Below are 20074 nucleotides of genomic sequence, written 5' to 3' on the forward strand. Positions count from 1 at the left end.
TCCGGTTCCGCTAACCGTCAAAGAGCGGCGCACAAAATCAGGAAAGCCGATGCCTGCCATCCCAACTTTCGATTGGCCGGGGGCGGCCGGGCCGGTGACAGTGCGCGAGACTTCCGAGTTCGCCTGCCAAATTCGCCTTCCAGAAAACAGGACACCCGCGGTGGCAACCACGATCTTCTTCATCAACGGGCCGAACGCCAATCTCTACGGCCTCGACCCGTCCGGCACCTACGGCAGCGAGAGCTTCCCGGCCATCGAGGCGCGCTGCCAGGCCCATGCGGCGGCGCTGGGGGTCACCCTCGATTTCCGCCAGTCCAACCATGAGGGCGTGATCGTGGACTGGATCCAGGAGGCGCGGGCCAAGGCGGATGCCATCGTCATCAACGCGGCAGGGCTCACCTATACGTCCATCGCCATCCTCGACGCGCTGCTGGCCTTCCCCAAGCCGATTATCGAGGCGCACATGAGCAATGTGTACCGGCGCGAGCCGTTCCGGCACCATTCCTTCGTCTCCAAGGCGGCGACGGGGATCGTGGCGGGGCTCGGCGCGCTGGGCTACGAACTCGCCATCAGCGCGGCGGCGAAGCTGGCGCAGGCGGAAGGGGCGCAGAAGTGAGCGAGCAGGCGAGCGGGGCGCTGGTGTTCTACAGCGCCGTGGACATCGGGCAGGAGTGGAAGAGCGCCCTTCAGGCCGCCCATCCCGGCCTCGACGTGCGGATCGCGCGGGCGGAGGACGGCCATGTGGAGGGCGATCCGGCGCAGGTGCGCTATGCGCTCGTCTGGAAGCCGCCCCACGGCTTCTTCGCGCGATTCCCCAACCTGAAGCTTGTGATCAATCTCGGCGCCGGGGTGGATGCCCTGGTGGCGCGGGATGATCTGCCGGACGTGCCGGTCACCCGCCTCAGCGAACCCAACATGTCCCAGATGATGGCGTCATTCGTGCTGTTCTGCGTGCTGCGCCACGCCCGCGACATCCCCACCTTCGAGCGGGCGCAGCGGGAGGGGCGCTGGCACTATGTGCATCCGCGCACGGCGAATGAGACCCGCGTGGGCGTGCTGGGCCTTGGTGACCTGGGCGCGGCGGCGGCGCTGGAACTGGCCCGCCACGGCTTCGACGTGCGCGGCTGGTCGCGCACCGCCAAGGCGCTGGAGGGCGTTTCCTGCTTCCATGGCCTTGAAGCCCTGCCCGGCTTCCTCGCAGGCAGCGACATCGTGGTGGTGATGCTGCCGCTGACGTCTGATACGCGCGGGCTCATGAACACCGAGCGGCTGGCGCAGCTGCCCAGGGGCGCCAAGTTCATCAATGTGGCGCGCGGCGCTGTGGTGGACGAGGCGGCGTTGATCGCGGCGCTGCGCTCCGGCCACATTGCCGAGGCGACCCTCGACGTGTTCGAGGTGGAGCCGCTACCGGCCGAAAGCCCGCTTTGGGCCATGTACAACGTGCTGGTGACACCGCACCTCGCCTCCGTCGCCATCCCGCGCACTGCCGCGCCCCAGATCGTGGAGAACATCCGCCGCATCGAGGCGGGCGAACAGGTTTTGAACCAGGTGGACCCCAAGCGGGGGTATTGAAGCGCGAGGGGAGGGGGGGCCTCGCGCTTGCGGCGGTCGGTCTCTCTAAATTCAAGAAAGAGAACGCGTTGGCCGATCGGCTTGCGATGCAAGCTGATCGGCGCGTGCTCTAGCGCTTGGCGATGGCCTCGCGGGCGCGGTCGTGGGGCGCGACCGCCTCGGGGGTCAGGGCCTCGCCGAAATCGGCCATCTCGTAGAGCGGGCGGATCTCGATCTCGCTCGGGCCGGGCATGGGATTGGGGCAGCGCTTCACCCAGGCGACCGCCTCCTCCATGTCCTTGACCTCCCACAGCCAATAGCCGGCGATCAGTTCCTTGGTCTCGGCGAAGGGGCCGTCCATGACGATGCGGCCCGGGCCGTCGAAGGCGACGCGCTTGCCATTGGAGGACGGCTTCAGGCCGTCGCCGGACAGCATGATGCCCGCATTGGCCAGTTCCTCGTTGAACTTGCCCATGGCCTCCAGCAGTTCGGACGAGGGCATGAGGCCCGCCTCGCTGTCGGCCGTCGCCTTCACGATCACCATCACGCGCATGTCGCTCTCCTCGGTTTTGGCTGGCCATGGCGGCCTGCATCCCCCCAAGGACGGATACCGGCGGCCGTCCCGACATCCCATTTGAATTTTACGCTACGTCATCGTGCCGCGCAGCCTCGCGAGCAACGCGTTTTCTTCACCCGAACCGGTGCCCACTTCGCTCGAAACCGCTTTAGTCCATGTCCGGCGCGATGGAGCCGGGGGCGAACATGCCACCGGGGGAGAAGGCATCGGACAGGAACCGCGCGAACACCTCCACCGCCGGGCGCATGGGCTGTCGGCGCAGGGTGAGGCGCATCACCTTCACCGGCGGCAGGCGTTCCTTCAGTGGCCGCACCGCCACCCGGCTGCCGTCATAGGCCATGGTGGTGCGGGGCGAGGCATTGTGCAGCGTGTAGCCGCGCTTCTGCCCCACCAGGCCCCGGATCAGCTCGTAGGAGCGCGAGCGGTAGGCGATGCGCGGGGTGATGCCGGCGGCATCGAACAGGGAGAAGAAATAGTCGCGGGTGTGGGGCAGGTCGTAGAGCAGGAAAGGCTCATCGGCCACGTCCTTCAGCGAGACCACGCTCTTGCCCGCCAGGGGATGGTCGGCCGCCACCACCAGAAGGGGCGGCAGATCGATGAGGAGTTCGCCTGACAATTCCTCCGGCACCGCATAGCCGTAGGACACGGCGATCTCCAGCCGGCCGGAGAGCAGGCCGTCGAGGATCTCCCGCTGGTCGCCTTCCTCCAGCTTCACGGTGATGCCCGGCTGCACCTCGGCAAAGCGTGCCAGCAGCGCGGGCATGAAGCGCGGGGCGATGGTGAGGAAGCAGCCCAGCGCGATTTCGCCCCTCAGGCTGTCGCCCAGCGCCTCGGCGGTCTGGGCGAAATCGCGGGCGTGGGCGAGGAGATGGCGCGCCTCGTTCACATAGCGCTGCCCCGCCGAGGTCAGCGAGATGCCCCGCGCATGGTGGCGGACGAACAGTTGCAGCCCGAGATCCGCCTCGGTCTGGGCGATGGCGGCGGAGATGGAGGGCTGGGAGACGTTGAGCTGGCGTGCCGCCTCGGTGACGTTGCCGCAATCGGCCGCCGCCACCACGTAGCGCAGGGCGCGCAGGGACACGTTCATCGCCAGAGGGCTTCCGGGCGGGCCAAGGCGCTGGATTGAAAAGGCGATCTTGAAAGCGGGCAGGGGGCGGACGCGACCACGTGGGCAGGACTCCGATGATGAGCCCACTGTGGCGCATTGATCTGGATCATAAAAGCCGATCTTTTCGCCTCAGAGAAAATATTTTATCGATCCGAGCGTCGGCTCCACACTCTGCACCAATCCTAGGCATGACCAATTCGGGAGCAGGCGCGAGATGATCAGGACCGGAGCCGCCTACAAGGACGGCCTGCGCGACGGGCGCGAGATCTGGATCGACGGCGAGCGGGTGAAGGATGTCACCACCCATGCCGCCTTCAAGCCCATCGTGGATATCAAGGCGCGCATGTACGACCTCCACCACGAGGAGGCCACCGCCCCGGCGCTGACCTATGTGGAAGACAATGCAGTGCATTCCATCTTCCACCAGCCCCCCACTACCCAGGACCACTGGCACGCCAAGCGGCAGGGCGTGGACATCCTGCTGAAGGACGTGGGCGGAGTGGTCACCCGCGTCGGCGACGAGACCATCGGCGAGATGTGGTCGCTGCAGGACGGCCGCGACATGCTGGCGGCCATCGACCCGCGCTTTGCCGCCAACATCGACAACCACATCAAGCGTGTGGTGGAGGAAGACCCCTTCCACGTCTCCGCCAATACCGATCCCAAGGGCGACCGCTCCCGCCACATCTCCGAGCGCGACCCGGACATGATGGTGCACGTCACGAAAGAGACCGACGCCGGCATCATCATCCGCGGCGCCAAATACGAGACCGCCGCCGCCTATGCGGACCAGGCCTATCTCAAGCCCACCGTGGGCGCCTGGACCGACGAGAAGGAAAGCGACTACGCCCTCGGCTGCATCGTGAAGATGGGCGCACCGGGGGTGAAGCACATCTGCCGCTCCGGCTTCGCCGGCCGCACCAATCCGGCCGACTATCCCCTCGCCAATCGCTACGATGAGGTGGATACGCTGGTGATCTTTGACGACGTTCTCATCCCATGGGAGGACGTGTTCTTCTATCGCTACACCAAGGCGGCCCAGTTCGTGCGCGGCACGCTGCACCGCTACTCGGCCTATCCTTACGTGCTGCGCCTGCTCTACGTGGCCGACATGATGATCGGCGCGGCACTGTGGAACGCCAAGCAGACCGGCCTCGACAAGCTGCAGTCAGTGCAGGAGAAGCTGGCGGACCTCGCGGTCTATCGCGAGGGCATCAACGCCCACCTCACCGCCTCTATTGCGCTGGCCGAGAAGAGCCCGGCGGGCCTGCTGATGCCCAACCAGTCCATCCTCTATGCCGGGCGGGTGCTCGCCTGCTCGCAGCTTCCGGCCATGATGCACGCCACCCGAGAACTGATCGGCGGCCAGATCTGCGTGACCCCGAACGTGGCGGCGTTCGAGGCCGAGGGCACCGCGGACTGGCTGAAGAAGTTCTACACCCTCAACGACAATTGGGAATCGGAGGACCGCCGCAAGCTGCTCGCCTTCGCGCGTGATCTCGTCTCCTCCGATTATGCCGGCCATCGCCTCGCCTTCGTGCAGTTCGCCCAGGCGCCGCACTTCAATCACCTGGCGGCGGTCTACAAGAGCTTCGATTTCGAGGGGCCGCTGGATTTTGTGCGCAAGACCGCCGGCCTCTCCGACAAGGTGAAGGGGTCGCTGAAATGAGCGCTCCCATCGATCCGGCGCTGTTCCGCGAGGCCATGCGGCGTATGGCGTCCGGGGTGGCGGTGATCGTCACCGATGGGCCGGCCGGGAAGGCCGGGCTCACCGTCTCCTCGCTCGCCTCTTTGTGCATGGAACCGCCCTCGGTCATCCTGTGCATCCACGAGAAGAGCGCGGCGTTGGCGACCATCGAGGCCAACGGCGTGTTCGTCGCCAACGTGCTCGCCCACCACCAGTCGCGGGTCGCCGACGCCTTCGCCGGCCAGATCCCCGAACTGCGGGAGGACCGCTTCGCTGCCGCCCGCTGGGACGTGGCGGCGAGCGGCGCGCCGGTGCTCGCCGACGCGCTCATGAGCTTCGATTGCCGGCTCGCCGCCCACCATGCCTATGGCACCCACCGCATCGTGGTGGGCGAGGTGACCGCGGTCCACGGCATCGAGGCCGAGGCCGAGCCGCTCCTCTACGCCAACCGCGCCTATCGGCGCCTTTCCGCTGCATAAGGGTTTGATCGTGCCCACCCACACCCGCATCCGCCCGTTCAACACCAAGCAGGCCTATCCCGAGCAGAATCTCGACAATGACGTGTGCATGGCGGTCCGCGCCGGCAACACCGTCTACCTGCGCGGCCAGACCGCCATGGACCTCGACGGCAACATCATCGGCGTGGGCGATGCCGCCGCCCAGACCGAGAACGCCATGGCCTGCGCCAAAGTGCTGCTGGAAGAGGCCGGCGCGAAGCTCGAGGACGTGGTGAAGATCGTCATCTACATCACCGACCGGGCCTATCGCGAGCCGGTCTACCGCGTGGTGGGCGCCTGGCTGAAGGGGGTCTATCCGGTCTCCACCGGCCTCATCGTGCAGGGCCTCGCCAAGCCGGAATATCTGATGGAGATCGACATCATCGCCGAGATCCCCGCCCAGCGGGCATGAGGGCGTTGCGGTGCGCGGCGGACGACCCGCGACACGTTCCGCACGGGGTCCTATCCCGGCTTGACCGGGGGATCCATTCCGCCGCCGGGCCGCTACTCCGAACCAGCCGGGCAGGACGGCGGTGAAGCCCAAGGTCTTTCATCCTCGCGCCGCCAGCGGCGCGGGGAATGACTGCGTTTAACGCAGTAAAAATGCACTCAAGTGCTTCTAAAATACTTCAAAATGCAATTTTCCTATTTCATTTCTGTGCGGCTCTACGTACATTTACGTAAAGGCTGCGCGTCGGATCAGGCGGGCGGGTTTCTAAAATCAACCGTCGCAAAGGCGGATCCAGAGGAGAACACGGATGAAAGGCAAGTTCCTTGCCCTCGGCCTCGCGCTGGCCGCCCTCGCGGCGGGTCCGGCGAGCGCCGCGGAAAAGCTGGTGGTGAGCACGTGGGGCGGCAGCTTCCGTGACCTCATCGCCGACACCATCGCCAAGAAGTTCACCGCCGACACTGGCGTAGAGGTGGAATACATCACCGGCGGCACCATCGACCGGCTGAACAAGGCGAAGCTCGCCAAGGGGTCTCCCGAAAGCGACATCACCTTCACCACCGCGCACGTGGGCTGGCTCTATGCCACCGACGACCTGTTCGAGACGCTGGATCTGGCCAAGATCCCCAATGCGTCGAAACTGGTGCCGCAGGCCAAGGTGAGCCCCTATCACATTGGCGCCTGGGCCTATGTCTACACCATCGGCTACCGGCCGGACCTGACGCCGAAGAACATCACCTTCTCGTCCTGGGCGGACCTGTGGAGCCCCGAGCTGAAGGGCATGATCGCGGCCCCCGATTTTGATCCCAGCCACATCATCGCGGTCTCCGCGCTGCTGGCCGGCGGCTCGCCTGCGGACTGGCAGAAGGGCGAGCAGAAGCTCTTGGCGCTGAAGCCGAATTTCAAGGCCTTCTACACCAACGACGCCAATTCCCAGCAGCTCATCGCCACCGGTGAGACGCCGGTGCAGATCATGCTGTCCATGAACGCCTATTACATGATCGCGCAGGGCGTTCCGATCAAGCTGGTGATCCCGAAGGAAGGCGGCGTGCTCGGCATCGACACCATGGCCATCATGAAGGGCTCCAAGAAGCAGGAGCTGGCACAGAAGTTCATCAACACCGCGCTTGATCCCGAGGTGCAGGGCCAGATCGCCGAGCTGAAGAAGGGCTCGCCCACCGTGCTCGGCGCCAAGGTGAGCGCCGAGACGGCGAAGCTTCCGGGCGTCTTCACCACCGCCGAGCAGTGGGAGAAGGAGACCATCATCATCGACCACAAGCTACGCGCGGAGAAGACCGCCGAATGGCGCAAGTGGTTCTCAGAGAACATGATCGCCAAGTAGTCGTCGAGCAAGTAGTCGTCGAGACTGCCGGTCATGGCGGGCGCGGCTCTGCGTCCGCCCGCGATGTGAGGCGGACGCCCGGCCCCCAGACTGCCCTGATCGGTGGTCGGGCATCGCATCACTGCGGAGGGGAAGTGTGGGGCCCCTGCCCACTCTCCCCTCCGCCCCGGACAGGACACCGGGACGGCTCAAGAATGGTCGAATGGCATACACATGAACAAGCGCCCCTTCCTCGCCCTGTTCGTCACGCCCGCCGTGTTGGCGGCCCTTGCCTCGGCGGCGGCGCTGGCGGCGATCCTGCAATATGCCTTCCGCGCCTATGTGCCGGGATCGCTCGACCCGGGCGGCTTCTCGCTTTCGAATTTCGAGGCGCTGCTGCGCCCGCTCTATGCGCAGGTGTTCGTGCAGACCGTGTGGATCTGCCTGCTCACCGCCTTCATCACCCTTGTGGTGGCCTATCCGCTGGCCTTCGCGCTGGTGCGCACGCGCAACGTGGCGCTGAAGTCGTTCCTGCTGATCACGGCGGTGACGCCGCTGTTCCTGGGCGAGGTGGTGCGGACCTATTCCTGGATCATCGTTCTGGGGAACACCGGTTTCATCAATTCCATTCTCATGGGCCTTGGCCTCGTGGAGCGTCCGGTGCAGATGATGTTCACCACCTTCGGCGTGGTGGTGGCGCTGGTGCACGTGACCCTACCGGTGATGGTCATCATGCTTGCCGCCGCGCTTTCCCACATCGACGTGGACTATGAGAAGGCGGCCACCTCGCTGGGCGCCGGGCCGGTGAAGGCCTTTCTCACGGTGACGCTGCCGCTCTCCATGCCCGGCGTAGTGGCGGGCGTTTCCACCGCCTTCGCCTGGACCTTTTCCGCCTTCGCGACCCCGCAGATGATCGGTGGCGGACGGGTGAGCATGATCTCGACCCTCGTCTACCAATTGGGCTTTGCCTCCTTCAATTTCCCCTTCGCGGCGGCGCTTTCCATCACCGGCATCGCGCTCACCTTCGCGGTGCTGGCCATGGCCAAGCAGGCCATCCGCCCGCTGGAAAAGATCGGAGCCCACTGATGCGCCGCCGTCTTATCCCCGCCCGCATCGGCGAGCGCATTCTGAAGGTCGCCGGCTGGAGCGTGGTTGCGCTCATCGTCGCCTTCATCATCCTGCCGGCGGTGGTGGTGGCCATCTCGGCCTTCAACGATCGCGCCATCCTCACCTTCCCGCCGCAGTCGTGGTCGCTGCGCTGGTTCCGGCGCGCCTTCACCTATCGCGATTTCGCCGTCGGCTTCCAGAACGGGCTCATCATCACCGCGTTCGCCTCCTCCATCGCGCTGGTGGTGGGGGCGGGCTTCGCCTTCGCCATCGATCGCTACAGCTTTCGCGGCAAGAGGGCGCTGGAAGCCATGCTGACCTCGCCGCTGGTGATCCCCCATTTCACCATCGGCCTCGGCTTCCTCATCCTCGCCGCGCAGGTGCATGCCACGCGCACCTTCGCCCTCGTCATCGTCTGCCATGTGGTGCTGGTGCTGCCCTTCGTCATGCGCTCGGTCTATGTGTCGCTGCGCAATCTCGACGGACGGCTGGAGCTGGCCGCCGCCAGCCTCGGCGCCAGGCCCGGCATGGCGCTATGGACGGTGACGCTGCCGCTCCTCATCCCCGGCCTGTTCTCGGGCTGGCTGTTCGCCGCCATCCTGTCCTTCAACGAATTCACCGCCTCGCTGTTCGTCACCGCCCAGGCAACCCAAACCCTGCCGGTGGCCATGTATAATTATGTCCGCGAATATGCCGACCCGACGCTCGCGGCGCTCTCCGTCATCTACATCGTGGTGACGGCGGGCCTCCTCACCCTCGCCAACCAGTTTCTCGGCCTCGGAAAGGTGCTGAACGTTGAGCATGCCCGCTGAACGCCGCGATCCGCAGGAGCGCGCCTCCATGTCCTCAATCCCGCCTGACGTGGCGTCCCAGACCCGCCCGGTGGGTGTGCAGATCGACGGCGTCACCAAACGCTTCGGCGACGCCACCGCGCTGCACGAGGCGTGGCTGAAGATCGGCCAGGGCGAGTTCATGACGCTGCTCGGCCCGTCCGGCTGCGGCAAGACCACCCTGCTCAACCTCATCGCCGGCTTCCTGGAGGCGGATGGCGGCGAGATCTTCGTTTCCGGCAGCCTGATGACCGAGACGCCGCCCTATGATCGTGAGATCGGCGTGGTGTTCCAGAACTACGCGCTGTTCCCGCACATGAGCGTGGCGAAGAACGTGGGTTATGGCCTGCGCATGCGCGGCGTGCCCAAAAGGGAAATCGAGCAGCGGGTGGCCGAAGCGCTGGCGCTGGTGAAGCTTGCCGCCTTCGGCGACCGCAAGCCGCGCCAGCTCTCCGGCGGCCAGCAGCAGCGCGTGGCGCTGGCCCGCGCCCTCGTCATCCGCCCCAAGGTGCTGCTGCTGGACGAGCCGTTCTCCGCCCTCGACAAGAATCTGCGCGGCTCCATGCAGGTGGAGCTGAAGGAGATCCAGAGGAAGCTCGGGGTCACCACCATCTTCGTCACCCACGACCAGAGCGAGGCGCTGTCCATGTCGGACCGCATCGCGGTGATGTCCGACGGGCGCATCCGCCAGGTGGGCACGCCCGACGAGATCTATCGCCGGCCGCTCGACCCCTTCGTCGCCGCCTTCGTGGGCGATGTGAACGTGCTGCCGGCGCGCCTTGAACGCCGCCTCGGCGACATGGCCACCGTCGCCCTGGGCGAGGGCCGGGTGCAGGTGCGTGCCGAGACGCTGGACGGCCTTGTGCCGGGCGCCGCAGTGGACCTGTTCGTGCGACCGGACGCCATGCGCTTCGCCGATGCCGACGGCGTACTCGCCGGCACGGTGGCGACCCATGTCTATCAGGGCTCCCACGTGGATGTGCTGGTGGATGTTCCGGCCGCCAGGGGCGGTCGCGTCACCGTGCGGGTGCCCGGCCATGAAGCACCGGGTCGCTGGCCGGCGGGCGCTCACGTCAGCCTCGATTTCGCGGCGGGCGACGCCGTGGCCTTCGCCTCCGATGCGAAATGATGCCGGCGTGCGCCCGTTAGAAAGCGGATGCCGTGGCCTGTGCGCACTCCTAGAAGCTGGGCGCGGTGGCCGGGGATCGGGCTCGGCTCTCGAAGGCGGCCTGCTCGGGGGCGTAGCGGTCCCACAGGGCGCGCAGGGCGGCGATGGGGGCCTCGTCCCAGTCCACCCGCAGGTCCACCACCGGCCAGTCATAGGTGCATGCCACATGAAGGCCCGCCGCATGCTCGTCCCCGGTCTCGCCACCGGCTTCGAGTCCGGCCTCCAGGCCCCGCAGCAGCCGCTCGGCCAGCGGCAGGGCGGGGTCGGCGAGGAAGGCGTCGCGCATGGCCGCCGGCACGCCGTCATGGGTGAGGAGATTGCCCAGGGCGATACAGCCGGGCCCTTCCGCAGCAGCCGCGATGGGCAGGGCCTCGGCCCCCGAATGCCACGCCACCTGTCCGTAGCGGTCGATGACGCTGGCCTGCCGGAAGGCGGGCTGCGGCGTTCCGGCCAGCAGGGTTGTGAGCACGCCGCCGGCGCCGATGCCCTGCCGCAGCAGCGCGAGGCCCGCAGGCCCCAGCGCGGGATCGGTCACATTCTGAGTGGTGACGAGCCCGAGCGGGCTCACCCAGGCGCACCGGCTGGCGACGCAGATGCTGGACGAGGTGATGGCGATGCCGAAGGCGCCGGTTTGCGGGCAGCGTGCGGCGATGGAATAGGTCATTCCCGTCTCCTTTTCATGGTTTTTCTAGCGGGGCGGGCATGAGCAGGCAAGTATCATCCGAAGAAATACTTGAAAAACTCATTTCGGTTGCATCGATTACAGATGCGCCGAATGAAGAGGTGGTCGCCGCCGTCGCGGCGATCGCCGCCCCCTTCGCCCGCGTGCGCCGCCTGCCCAACGCCGGCGGGGAGAAGACCGCGCTGCTGATCTCCATCGGGCCGGAGGACCGTGCCGGCATCGTGCTCTCCGCCCACACCGACGTGGTGGCGGTGGCGGGACAGCCGTGGACCAGCGATCCCTTCCGCCTCGCCGCGCGGGATGGCCGGCTTTATGGGCGCGGCACGTCCGACATGAAGGGCTTCGTCGCCTGCGTCCTCGCGGCGCTGCCCGCCTTCGCCGCTGCCGATCCGCAGACCCCCGTGCACGTGGCCCTCTCCTACGACGAGGAGATCGGCTGCAAGGGCGCTGGCGACCTTGTGGCGGCGGTGGCGGCCCTGCCGGCGCGGCCGCTGCTGTGCATCGTCGGCGAGCCCACCGGCATGAAGGTGAAGCGCGCCCACAAGGGCAAGACCGGCTGGCGCGCCACGGCGCTGGGCCGCACCGGCCATTCGGCCCTGCCGCACCAAGCGGCCAACGCGGTGACGGCGCTGGCCCGGTTCGCCGCCCGGCTCGCGGATCTCGCGGACGAACTGAAGACCGGCGCGCAGGACGGCGCCTTCGATCCGCCCTATGCCACGCTCCACATCGGATCCCTCCACGGCGGCGGGGCGCTCAACGTGGTGCCGGACCAGGCGGTGATGGAATTCGAGCTGCGCACCATCCCCGGCAGCGACACCGCCGCCCCGTTCCGCCGCATAGAGGCGCTGGCGGACGAGGCCCGCGCCGCCCTGAAGGCGCAAGCGCCCGAGGCCGACCTGCTGCTGGAGGAGCTTTCCGCCTATCCCGCCCTCGCCACCGCCCCCGATGCGCCGGAGGCCGCCGCCGTGGCGCGGCTCACCGGGGACAATGCTCCGCCGGGCACCATCGCCTTCGGCACCGAGGCCGGGCTTTATGCGCAGGCGGGCATCCCCACCCTGGTCTGCGGCCCCGGCGACATCGCCCGCGCCCACAAGGCGGACGAATGGATCGGCCGCGAGGAGCTTGCCCAGTGCGATGCCATGCTGGCCCGCCTGGCTGATATCATCCGCCGTCCCGCCGCCGACTGGATCAGGAGCGAGCCCCGCGGCGCCTGAGCCAAATCCCGCCGTGCCGGTCGAACGCCGGAGCCGCGGCACAGACAGAGAGGCCATTCATGTCGACAGAGAACGCCGCCTTCACTCGTCCCGCCGCCCGGCTCACCCATGCCGGCGCGCTGGTCGCGCTCAACGCGGCGGTGGTGAAGGCGGAAGCCATGGGCGTGCCGCAGAACATCTCCATCGTGGATGAAGGCGGCAACCTCCTCGCCTTCGTGCGCATGGACGGAGCCAAGCTCCTGTCGCGGGAGACCTCGCTGTCGAAGGCCATCAGCGCCGCGTCCCACCGCCAGCCCACCAGCCGGCTCGATCCCGCGCTGGAGCTGAAGCTGGCCATCGCCGCGGGCGGGCGGCTGACCAATCTGGAGGGCGGCTTCCCCATCATTCTCGACGGGGTGTGCGTGGGCGGCATTGGCGTCGGCTCCGGCAAGGGGGCGGAGGACGTGGAGGTGGCGAAGGCGGCCCTGGCGGCCATCGGGGCGGAAGTTTAGGCAGCGCCAAGGAACGGGCATATGGTGCGGGGGCGCAGATCTGGCGCGGGGCTGCGGCAACCGGCGCCATCGGCGCCCTTGCCTTGGCCTTGAAGCTGCGGCACACGAGACGCGCCATCACCGGGGAACAGCCATGTCGTCGACCATCTCTCCCCTCGCGCCCAAGTTCGTGCCCGAATTGCTGCCGGTGCCAGGGGTGACCTTCACCACCGCCGCCGCCGGCATCCGCTATCACGGGCGCACCGATGTCCTGGTCATGTCGTTCGCGCCCGGCACCACGGTGGCCGGCGTCACCACCAAGTCCCTGTGCCCGTCCGCGCCGGTGGAGTGGTGCCGCGATCTGCTGAAGAAGGGCAAGGCCCGCGCCCTGGTGGTGAATTCCGGCAATGCCAACGCCTTCACCGGCCTGAAGGGCCGCGAGGCCACCCAGCTCACGGCCGAGATTGCCGGCGTGGCGCTGGGCTGCAAGACCTCGGAAGTGTTCCTGGCCTCCACCGGCGTCATCGGTGAGCCGCTGGACGCCACCAAGTTCGAGGGTGCCCTGACCGAGGCCGCCGGCCGCCTCGTGGACTGGCCCTGGCTCGATGCCGCCCGCGCCATCATGACCACGGACACCTTCCCCAAGCTCGCCACCGCGCAGGTGCTGCTGGGCGACGTGCCGGTGACCATCAACGGCATCGCCAAGGGCGCGGGCATGATCGCCCCGGACATGGCGACCATGCTTTCCTTCGTCTTCACCGACGCGCCCATCGCCGCCGGCGTATTGCAGGACCTGCTCTCCAAGGGCGTGAAGAACACCTTCAACGCCGTCACCATCGACGGTGACACCTCCACCTCCGACACCCTGCTGCTGTTCGCTACCGGTGCCGCCAAGGCGCGGGGCGCGAAGACGGTGAAGAGCGCGGACGACCCGGCCCTGCGTGCCTTCCGCCATGCGCTGGTGGATCTTCTCGCCGACCTCGCCGAGCAGGTGGCCCGCGACGGCGAGGGCGCCCGCAAGCTGCTGCGCATTCAGGTGACCGGCGCGGTATCGAAGAAGTCGGCGCGGCGCATCGCCATGTCCATCGCCAACTCGCCGCTGGTGAAGACCGCCGTGGCCGGCGAGGACGCCAACTGGGGCCGCGTGGTGATGGCGGTGGGCAAGGCCGGCGAGCCGGCCGACCGCGACCGCCTCACCATCTCCTTCGGCGACTACCGCGTCGCCCACGAAGGTGCCCGCGACCCTGATTATGACGAGGCCGTGGTCTCCCACTACATGAAGAACGACGTGATCGACCTGTTCGTGGATCTCGGCCTCGGCCGCGGCTCCGACCGGGTGCTCACCTGCGACCTCACCAAGGAATATGTGGCGATCAACGGGGATTATCGCTCGTGAAGATCACTCTCGTCGCCGCCTGCGCCCTGGTGGACGCGGACGGCCGCGTGCTGGTGGCGCAGCGGCCGGAGGGGAAGGCGCTGGCCGGCCTCTGGGAATTCCCCGGCGGCAAGGTGGAGCCGGGGGAGCGGCCGGAGGCGACGCTAATCCGCGAGCTGGACGAGGAACTGGGCATCACCGTCAAGGAAGCCTGCCTCGCCCCGCTCACCTTCGCGAGCCACGGCTACGAGACCTTCCATCTGCTGATGCCCCTGTGGATCTGCCGACGTTGGGAAGGCACCATCCAGCGCAAGGAGCACCAGGCGCTGCAATGGCTGCACCCCGCCCGTCTCCGCGACATCCCCATGCCCCCCGCCGACGAGCCGCTGATCCCCGCGCTCATCGACCTGCTCGGCCCCTGAGCCGCGCGCCGTGATCCGCGCGTCATGACCTCCGCCGCCGCCACCCGCATCGGCCTGCTCGCCATCCTGCTGTGGGCGACCCTTGCCGTGCTCACGGCGGCGACGGGACAGGTACCGCCCTTCCTCCTCACAGCGCTCACCTTCGCCATCGGCGGGGCGGTGGGCGTGGGCGCGGCGCTGGCCGGGCCGGGGCTCGGCGTGCTGAAGCAGCGGCCGTTGGCCTACCTCCACGGGGTGGGCGGGCTGTTCGGCTACCATTTCCTCTATTTCACCGCGCTGAAATGGGCGCCGGCGGCGGAAGCCGGGCTGATCGCCTATCTATGGCCCCTGCTCATCGTGCTGCTTTCCGCCTTCCTGCCGGGGGGCGGGCTGCGCCGCGTCCATGTGATCGGCGCGCTCATGGGTTTTGCGGGAACGGTGGTACTCCTCCTCGGCAAGGGCGGCTTTACCGGCGTGGAGATGCGCTTTGCGCCGGGTTATCTCGCCGCCTTCGCCTGCGCCTTCATCTGGTCGTCCTATTCGGTGGCGTCGCGCCAGTTCGCGGATGTGCCCACCCAGGCGGTGGCCGGCTTCTGCCTCGCCACGGCGGTGCTGGCGGGCCTGTGCCATCTGGCGCTGGAACGCACCGTGTGGCCGTCCGGCGCGCTGGAATGGGCGGCGGTGGCGCTGCTGGGCATTGGCCCGGTGGGGCTGGCCTTCTACACTTGGGATATCGGCATGAAGCGCGGCGACGTGCGCTTTCTGGGCGTCGCCTCCTATGCCGCGCCGGTTTTGTCCACGCTGCTGCTGGTGGCGACGGGCTTTGCCGCGCCATCCTGGTCGCTGGCGCTCGCCTGCGCTCTCATCGTCGGGGGAGCCTTCGTCGCCACGCGGCGTTGAGACGGCATCCCCTTTGAAGGAGAAAAGCCATGGCTGATCCCGTGCTTGCCCATCCCGCCCTTGCTCCCGGTGCCGTGGCGGTCGTGACCGGCGGCGCCTCCGGCATCGGCCTTGCCGCCGCCGCCCGCTTCGCCGCGCGGGGCCTGAAGGTCGCCATCGCCGATCTGCCGGGGGAGAAGCTGGAGGCCGCCGCTGCCAGCCTCTCGGGCATCGCAACCGGCGGGGCGGCCGATGTGCTCGCCGTTGCCACCGACGTGAGCGAACTCTCCGACATCGAGCGGCTGGAAGCCGAGGTGGCCGAGCGCTTCGGCGGCACGGACGTGCTGCTGAACAATGCCGGCATCCAGCCCGGCAGCGCCCTGTTCGGCCCGCTGGAGAACTGGGAGAAGGTCATTGCGGTGAATCTGTGGGGCATCATCCTCGGCTCCCGTGTGTTCGGGCCGAAGATGATCGCCCGCGGCAAGCCGGGGCTCATCGTCAATACCGGCTCCAAGCAGGGCATCACCACCCCGCCGGGCGACCCCGCCTACAATGTCTCCAAGGCCGGGGTGAAGGTGTTCACCGAGGCCCTCGCCCACGAGCTGCGCAACATCGAGGGATGCGCGGTGACCGCCCACCTGTTCATTCCCGGCTTCGTCTTCACGCCGCTGGCGGCCGGCGGGCGGACCGAAAAGCCGGCGGGCGCCTGGACGGCGGAACAGACCGTGGATTTCATGCTGGAGCGCCTTGCGGCCGGCGATTTCTACATTCTGTGCCCGGACAATGACGTGACCCGCGCCCTCGACCAGAAGCGGATCGCCTGGGCGGCGGGGGACATCATCGCCAACCGGCCGCCCCTGTCGCGCTGGCACAAGGACTATGCGCAGGCCTTCGCCGCCTTCGTGAAGGGCGACTGATACCAATGGTCCGAGAGCTTGTCTCGCGGACCATTGGTCAAGCCCGCGCGGCGCTTGAGCGTACCCACTTGGCATCGGTCAACGACCGAGGCTGATGATATCGCGCCGCACTGCAGCAACGATCTTGCGCCGGCGCCCTTGCGCTTGAAGAGGCGAGGCCGTAGCACTCCGCGCCGGAACCGCCGCCTTCAGGGTGGCGACAGCGCCAAGACGGCTCGAGGCAGGACTGCCAGACGCCGCAGGCCAAGAGCACTCCCAAGAGACTCCAAGGACACCACCCATGGCCACCCACAAGCTGCTCCTCCTCGCCGGTGACGGCATCGGTCCCGAAGTGATGGCCGAGGTGAAACGGGTGGCCGCTTGGCTCGACCAGGCGGGCCTCGCCTCCTTCGCCATTGAAGAGGATCTGGTGGGCGGCTGCGCCTATGACGCGCACGGCGCCGCCATCTCCGAGGACGCCATGGTCCGCGCCAAGGCGGCGGACGCGGTGCTGCTCGGCGCCGTGGGCGGCCCCAAGTGGGCCAGCGTGCCCTATGAGGCGCGCCCCGAGGCGGGCCTGCTGCGCCTGCGCAAGGACTTGCAGCTGTTCGCCAATCTGCGCCCGGCCATCTGCTATCCGGCGCTGGCGGATGCCTCCTCCCTCAAGCGCGAGGTGGTGGAGGGGCTCGACATCCTCATCGTGCGCGAGCTGACCGGCGGCGTCTATTTCGGCGAGCCCAAGACCATCATCGATCTCGGCAACGGCCAGAAGCGCGCCATCGACACGCAGGTCTACGACACCTACGAGATCGAGCGCATCGCCTCCGTGGCCTTCGAGCTGGCGCGCACCCGCCGCAACAAGGTGACTTCTTCCGAGAAGCACAACGTGATGAAGTCCGGCGTGCTCTGGAAGGAGGTGGTCACCGCCCTCCACGAGCGCGCCTACAAGGACGTGGAGCTGGAGCACAACCTCGCCGATTCGCTGGCCATGCAGCTGGTGCGCTGGCCGAAGCAGTATGACGTGATCGTCACCGACAATTTGTTCGGCGACATCCTCTCCGACATTGCCGCCATGCTCACCGGCTCGCTGGGCATGCTGCCCTCCGCCTCGCTTGGCGCGGCCGATCCGGTCACAGGCAAGCGCGCGGCGCTGTACGAGCCGGTGCACGGCTCGGCGCCGGACATTGCCGGCAAGGGCATCGCCAATCCCATCGCCATGATCGGCTCGCTGGCCATGGCGCTGCGCTATTCGTTCAACCAGGGCGAGGTGGCGGACCGCATCGACCAGGCCATCGCCGGCGTGCTGGCCTCCGGCAAGCGCACCGGCGATATCGCCGGCCCGGGCACCGAGACCATCGGCACCCAGGACATGGGCAAGGCCATCATCGCCGAGCTGGACGCTGCGACGGCCTGATCGGGCGCGAACAAGCCCGCGCGGGGCTTGAGCGATATCTTCTCGGCACCGGTCAAAGACCGGAGCCTTTGGTTGGGCTCAACAAAAACGCGCCGTCCGGGGCCCGGGCGGCGCGTTTTCGTTTCGGATGTGACGATTCGGATCCGAAGGGCGGAGCGGCTCAGCCGCGGTCGACCTCGAAGCCGGCTTCGCGCCAGCCGATGATGCCGCCCTTCATGTGCTCCTCATAGGGCAGGCCCGCCTTCTGGGCGTAGGCCGCCGCCTGCTGCGAGCGCTGGCCCGAGCGGCAGGAGAAGACAAGGCGCTTGCCTGCCGGGTCGGGCAGGGCGGAGGGGTCGAACTTGCTCAGTGGAAAGGGCGTGGCGCCCGGGACGCGTTCGGCCTGGATCTCGTTTGTCTCGCGCACGTCCACGAGAAGGATGGTGCCGTCGGCGAGGCCTTGGCGGACCTCCGCCGGCGAAAGGTGCGTGATGGTCCCGCCGAAGGGGTTGCGTTCGCTCATGAATGATCGTCCTGGGAACGAGGGTGCCGAAGCCTGCACCCAACCCGCCTTGCGATGCAAGAGCCGTTCCTGACCGAATGGTGTCTGGTTCCGCCGCGGCAAACGCCGGCCGTGCGGTATCACGATCCATTGCTGTCACGGCACGTCTGCGGCCCTTTACGGGGACAGGCGTGGGATGCAGAACGGTCGGGAAGCTGCATGTCGGCCAAACGTTCCGCTCATCTGGCGTTCATGTTGGCTTTGCTAGATCAGCATCCATCGCAGCACGCCATCGCCCACATACGGTGGCTGCGGAAAGGAAGACAATGACCCAGCGTCCCGGCCTCGCTCTCGTCCTCGCTGTCGCGGCCTTCGTCGGCGCGGCGTCCCCTGCGTTCGCGCAGAACAGCACGGTGGGCGGAGCGCTCATCGGCGGTACGGCCGGCGCGCTCATCGGCGGCGCCGCCACCGGCTCGGCGGGCGGTGTTGCGGCGGGTGCCATCATCGGCGGCACCACCGGCGCCATCATCGGCAACCAGCAGGACCGTAACCGCGCCTACTACTTCTGGGGCAATGACGGTCGCTGCTATCTGCGCCAAAGCAATGGCGCGGTGGTGCGCGTGTCCCGCGGCAATTGCTGATCTAACGAATTCACGGCTGTTGATCGGTTCCGTTCCCCCGCACGGATCCGATCAGTGGGAGAGGCGCCGGCCCTGGCCGGCGCCTTTTTCCGTTGTTCGGCAGATGGCAGCGGCCCGCGTCGGGCGGCTCGTGGATCGTCGCCTGCTCTTTCCTCAGGTCTGAGGGCGATTCACCGCGCAAGCTGGTTCAATTTGGCCGGATCGCGCTCTAGACTTGCCCTTATGCTGCCTGCTCCCGCCCCCGCCGCCCCGCCCCCCATGCTTGATCTCGACACCCTGCGTACCGGCGGCAAGCGCGGTGTGGCGCGGGCCCTCGCCTTGGTGGAGACCGCGCGGGGGACGCCGGACCTTGTCGCCCTGCTCGATCAGGCGGCGGAGGCCGGCAAGGCCCATGTGCTGGGGCTGACGGGGCCGCCCGGCGTTGGCAAGTCCACCCTCACCAACGCCCTGGTGCAGCGCGCCCGCGCCGCCGGCCGCACCGTGGCGGTGCTGGCGGTGGACCCGTCCTCGCGGCGCACCGGCGGAGCCCTCCTGGGCGACCGCGCCCGCATGAAGACCGACCCGGAAGACCGCGGCGTGTTCGTGCGGTCGATGGCCGCACGTGACCGCCTCGGCGGCCTGTCGGATGATTCGGTGGCGGCGGTGGTGCTGCTGCGCGCCATCTATGATCTGGTGATCGTGGAAACCGTGGGCGTCGGCCAGTCGGAGGCGGACATTTCCCTCGTCGCCGACACGGTGGTGCTGTGCATCCAGCCGGCCTCCGGAGACAGCCTGCAATTCATGAAGGCGGGCGTCATGGAACTGCCCGACATCATCGTCGTCACCAAGGCCGACATGAAGGAGGTGGCGCGCCGGGCGGCCTCGGAAGTGGCTGGCGCGCTTTCACTTTCCGGCTCCGGCGCGGCCGGCTGGACGGTGCCTGTCATCCGCCTGTCCGCGGCGACGGGGGAGGGGCTCGAGGCGTTCGACGAAGCCGTTTCGCTCCATCTCGCCTTCATGGACGAGAATGGGCGGCGCGCCGCGCACCGGGCTGCGCAGGAGGAAAAATGGGTTGAGGAGGCCGTGCGCGTGCGCTTCGGCACCCATGGCCTGGCCCGCGCCCGCCGCCTCTCGCTCGGTGCCAAGACACCGTTCGCCCGCGAAGCGGAACTCGCGACGCTGTTAACCTCCGGGCAAGGCTGATCGGACAATGCTCTTGCGTGTCACCGCCGGGCAACGCCCCGGCGCCCCATTAGGGACACGATGACACGTCAAGGGCAGGAGCCATGGAGTTTCGCCGAGACCGAGGGACACGCATCAGGCGGTTCGCTTCGCCTGTCCTGCTTGC

Annotated in this window: 22 protein-coding genes; 18 read left to right on the plus strand and 4 right to left on the minus strand. The window is 67.9% G+C overall.

Going from position 1 to position 20074, the window contains the following annotated elements; all coding sequences use genetic code 11:
* Window positions 1-160: 160 nt before the first annotated feature.
* Complete coding sequence (locus FBQ73_RS20145) at window positions 161-616, plus strand: type II 3-dehydroquinate dehydratase (RefSeq protein WP_138401276.1); 456 nt, start codon at window positions 161-163, stop codon at window positions 614-616.
* On the plus strand, window positions 613-1572 hold the full coding sequence (locus tag FBQ73_RS20150; RefSeq protein WP_138401277.1) for a 2-hydroxyacid dehydrogenase: 960 nt from the start codon (window positions 613-615) through the stop codon (window positions 1570-1572). The genes FBQ73_RS20145 and FBQ73_RS20150 overlap by 4 nt, the downstream gene beginning before the upstream one ends.
* Before the next feature lie 109 nt (window positions 1573-1681).
* Here the strand turns inward: FBQ73_RS20150 and FBQ73_RS20155 are convergent, their stop codons facing one another.
* Together FBQ73_RS20155 and FBQ73_RS20160 are read right to left on the minus strand one after the other, a co-directional pair.
* Window positions 1682-2104, minus strand: coding sequence for a YciI family protein (locus FBQ73_RS20155; RefSeq protein WP_138401278.1), 423 nt, complete (start codon window positions 2102-2104; stop codon window positions 1682-1684).
* Between the two features lie 172 nt (window positions 2105-2276).
* Window positions 2277-3215: a LysR family transcriptional regulator gene (locus FBQ73_RS20160; RefSeq protein WP_138401279.1), complete on the minus strand. Its 939-nt coding sequence runs from the start codon at window positions 3213-3215 to the stop codon at window positions 2277-2279.
* 235 nt (window positions 3216-3450) lie between these two features.
* Here FBQ73_RS20160 and FBQ73_RS20165 point away from each other — a divergent pair, with 235 nt between their 5' ends.
* The 7 genes from FBQ73_RS20165 (at window position 3451) to FBQ73_RS20195 (ending at window position 10255) form a co-directional block, all read left to right on the plus strand.
* Window positions 3451-4905 (plus strand): 4-hydroxyphenylacetate 3-hydroxylase family protein, encoded by a 1455-nt coding sequence (locus tag FBQ73_RS20165; protein ID WP_138401280.1) that lies wholly within the window; start codon window positions 3451-3453, stop codon window positions 4903-4905.
* A complete protein-coding gene (locus tag FBQ73_RS20170; RefSeq protein WP_138401281.1) occupies window positions 4902-5402 on the plus strand; it encodes a flavin reductase family protein in 501 nt (166 codons plus the stop codon). Before FBQ73_RS20165 ends, FBQ73_RS20170 begins: the two co-directional genes overlap by 4 nt.
* 10 nt (window positions 5403-5412) lie before the next feature.
* Window positions 5413-5832 (plus strand): RidA family protein, encoded by a 420-nt coding sequence (locus tag FBQ73_RS20175; protein WP_138401282.1) that lies wholly within the window; start codon window positions 5413-5415, stop codon window positions 5830-5832.
* 346 nt (window positions 5833-6178) lie between these two features.
* On the plus strand, window positions 6179-7210 hold the full coding sequence (locus tag FBQ73_RS20180; RefSeq protein ID WP_138401283.1) for an ABC transporter substrate-binding protein: 1032 nt from the start codon (window positions 6179-6181) through the stop codon (window positions 7208-7210).
* 213 nt (window positions 7211-7423) lie between these two features.
* Complete coding sequence (locus FBQ73_RS20185) at window positions 7424-8275, plus strand: ABC transporter permease (RefSeq protein ID WP_138401284.1); 852 nt, start codon at window positions 7424-7426, stop codon at window positions 8273-8275.
* Complete coding sequence (locus FBQ73_RS20190; protein ID WP_138401285.1) at window positions 8275-9108, plus strand: ABC transporter permease; 834 nt, start codon at window positions 8275-8277, stop codon at window positions 9106-9108. Before FBQ73_RS20185 ends, FBQ73_RS20190 begins: the two co-directional genes overlap by 1 nt.
* Entirely contained in the window at window positions 9098-10255 is a 1158-nt protein-coding gene (locus FBQ73_RS20195) for an ABC transporter ATP-binding protein (protein ID WP_246089795.1), read from the plus strand. The genes FBQ73_RS20190 and FBQ73_RS20195 overlap by 11 nt, the downstream gene beginning before the upstream one ends.
* A 49-nt stretch (window positions 10256-10304) precedes the next feature.
* On the opposite strand, the gene FBQ73_RS20200 is transcribed toward FBQ73_RS20195, so the two are convergent.
* Entirely contained in the window at window positions 10305-10958 is a 654-nt protein-coding gene (locus FBQ73_RS20200) for a DUF1028 domain-containing protein (protein ID WP_138401287.1), read from the minus strand.
* 38 nt (window positions 10959-10996) lie between these two features.
* On the opposite strand from FBQ73_RS20200, the gene argE reads away from it, so the two are divergent.
* The 7 genes from argE to leuB all read left to right on the plus strand — a co-directional run bounded on the left by argE (window position 10997) and on the right by leuB (window position 17625).
* Window positions 10997-12190 (plus strand): acetylornithine deacetylase, encoded by a 1194-nt coding sequence (argE, locus tag FBQ73_RS20205; RefSeq protein ID WP_138401288.1) that lies wholly within the window; start codon window positions 10997-10999, stop codon window positions 12188-12190.
* A 59-nt stretch (window positions 12191-12249) separates the two neighbouring features.
* Window positions 12250-12681: a GlcG/HbpS family heme-binding protein gene (locus tag FBQ73_RS20210; protein WP_138401289.1), complete on the plus strand. Its 432-nt coding sequence runs from the start codon at window positions 12250-12252 to the stop codon at window positions 12679-12681.
* Window positions 12682-12814: 133 nt separating this feature from the next.
* Window positions 12815-14056, plus strand: coding sequence for a bifunctional glutamate N-acetyltransferase/amino-acid acetyltransferase ArgJ (gene argJ, locus FBQ73_RS20215; RefSeq protein ID WP_138401290.1), 1242 nt, complete (start codon window positions 12815-12817; stop codon window positions 14054-14056).
* A complete protein-coding gene (locus FBQ73_RS20220) occupies window positions 14053-14457 on the plus strand; it encodes a (deoxy)nucleoside triphosphate pyrophosphohydrolase (protein ID WP_138401291.1) in 405 nt (134 codons plus the stop codon). Before argJ ends, FBQ73_RS20220 begins: the two co-directional genes overlap by 4 nt.
* Window positions 14458-14481: 24 nt before the next feature.
* The gene (yddG, locus tag FBQ73_RS20225) at window positions 14482-15336 is read left to right on the plus strand and encodes an aromatic amino acid exporter YddG (protein WP_138401292.1); all 855 of its coding nucleotides are present in this window, start codon (window positions 14482-14484) and stop codon (window positions 15334-15336) included.
* Window positions 15337-15365: 29 nt separating this feature from the next.
* Window positions 15366-16232, plus strand: coding sequence for an SDR family NAD(P)-dependent oxidoreductase (locus FBQ73_RS20230; RefSeq protein WP_138401293.1), 867 nt, complete (start codon window positions 15366-15368; stop codon window positions 16230-16232).
* Window positions 16233-16512: 280 nt separating this feature from the next.
* Window positions 16513-17625, plus strand: a complete 1113-nt coding sequence (gene leuB / locus FBQ73_RS20235) for a 3-isopropylmalate dehydrogenase (protein ID WP_138401294.1) — start codon at window positions 16513-16515, stop codon at window positions 17623-17625.
* A gap of 160 nt (window positions 17626-17785) precedes the next feature.
* Here leuB and FBQ73_RS20240 read toward each other — a convergent pair whose 3' ends face one another.
* Window positions 17786-18127 carry a rhodanese-like domain-containing protein gene (locus FBQ73_RS20240; protein WP_138401295.1) on the minus strand — a complete coding sequence of 114 codons (342 nt, stop codon included), beginning with the start codon at window positions 18125-18127 and terminating at the stop codon, window positions 17786-17788.
* A 305-nt stretch (window positions 18128-18432) separates the two neighbouring features.
* On the opposite strand from FBQ73_RS20240, the gene FBQ73_RS22955 reads away from it, so the two are divergent.
* Both FBQ73_RS22955 and meaB read left to right on the plus strand, forming a co-directional pair.
* Window positions 18433-18747, plus strand: coding sequence for a glycine zipper domain-containing protein (locus FBQ73_RS22955; RefSeq protein ID WP_210236842.1), 315 nt, complete (start codon window positions 18433-18435; stop codon window positions 18745-18747).
* A 222-nt stretch (window positions 18748-18969) separates the two neighbouring features.
* Window positions 18970-19929: a methylmalonyl Co-A mutase-associated GTPase MeaB gene (gene meaB, locus FBQ73_RS20250; protein WP_138401297.1), complete on the plus strand. Its 960-nt coding sequence runs from the start codon at window positions 18970-18972 to the stop codon at window positions 19927-19929.
* Window positions 19930-20074 lie beyond the last annotated feature (145 nt).

Source organism: Xanthobacter autotrophicus (assembly GCF_005871085.1).
GTDB lineage: Bacteria > Pseudomonadota > Alphaproteobacteria > Rhizobiales > Xanthobacteraceae > Xanthobacter > Xanthobacter autotrophicus.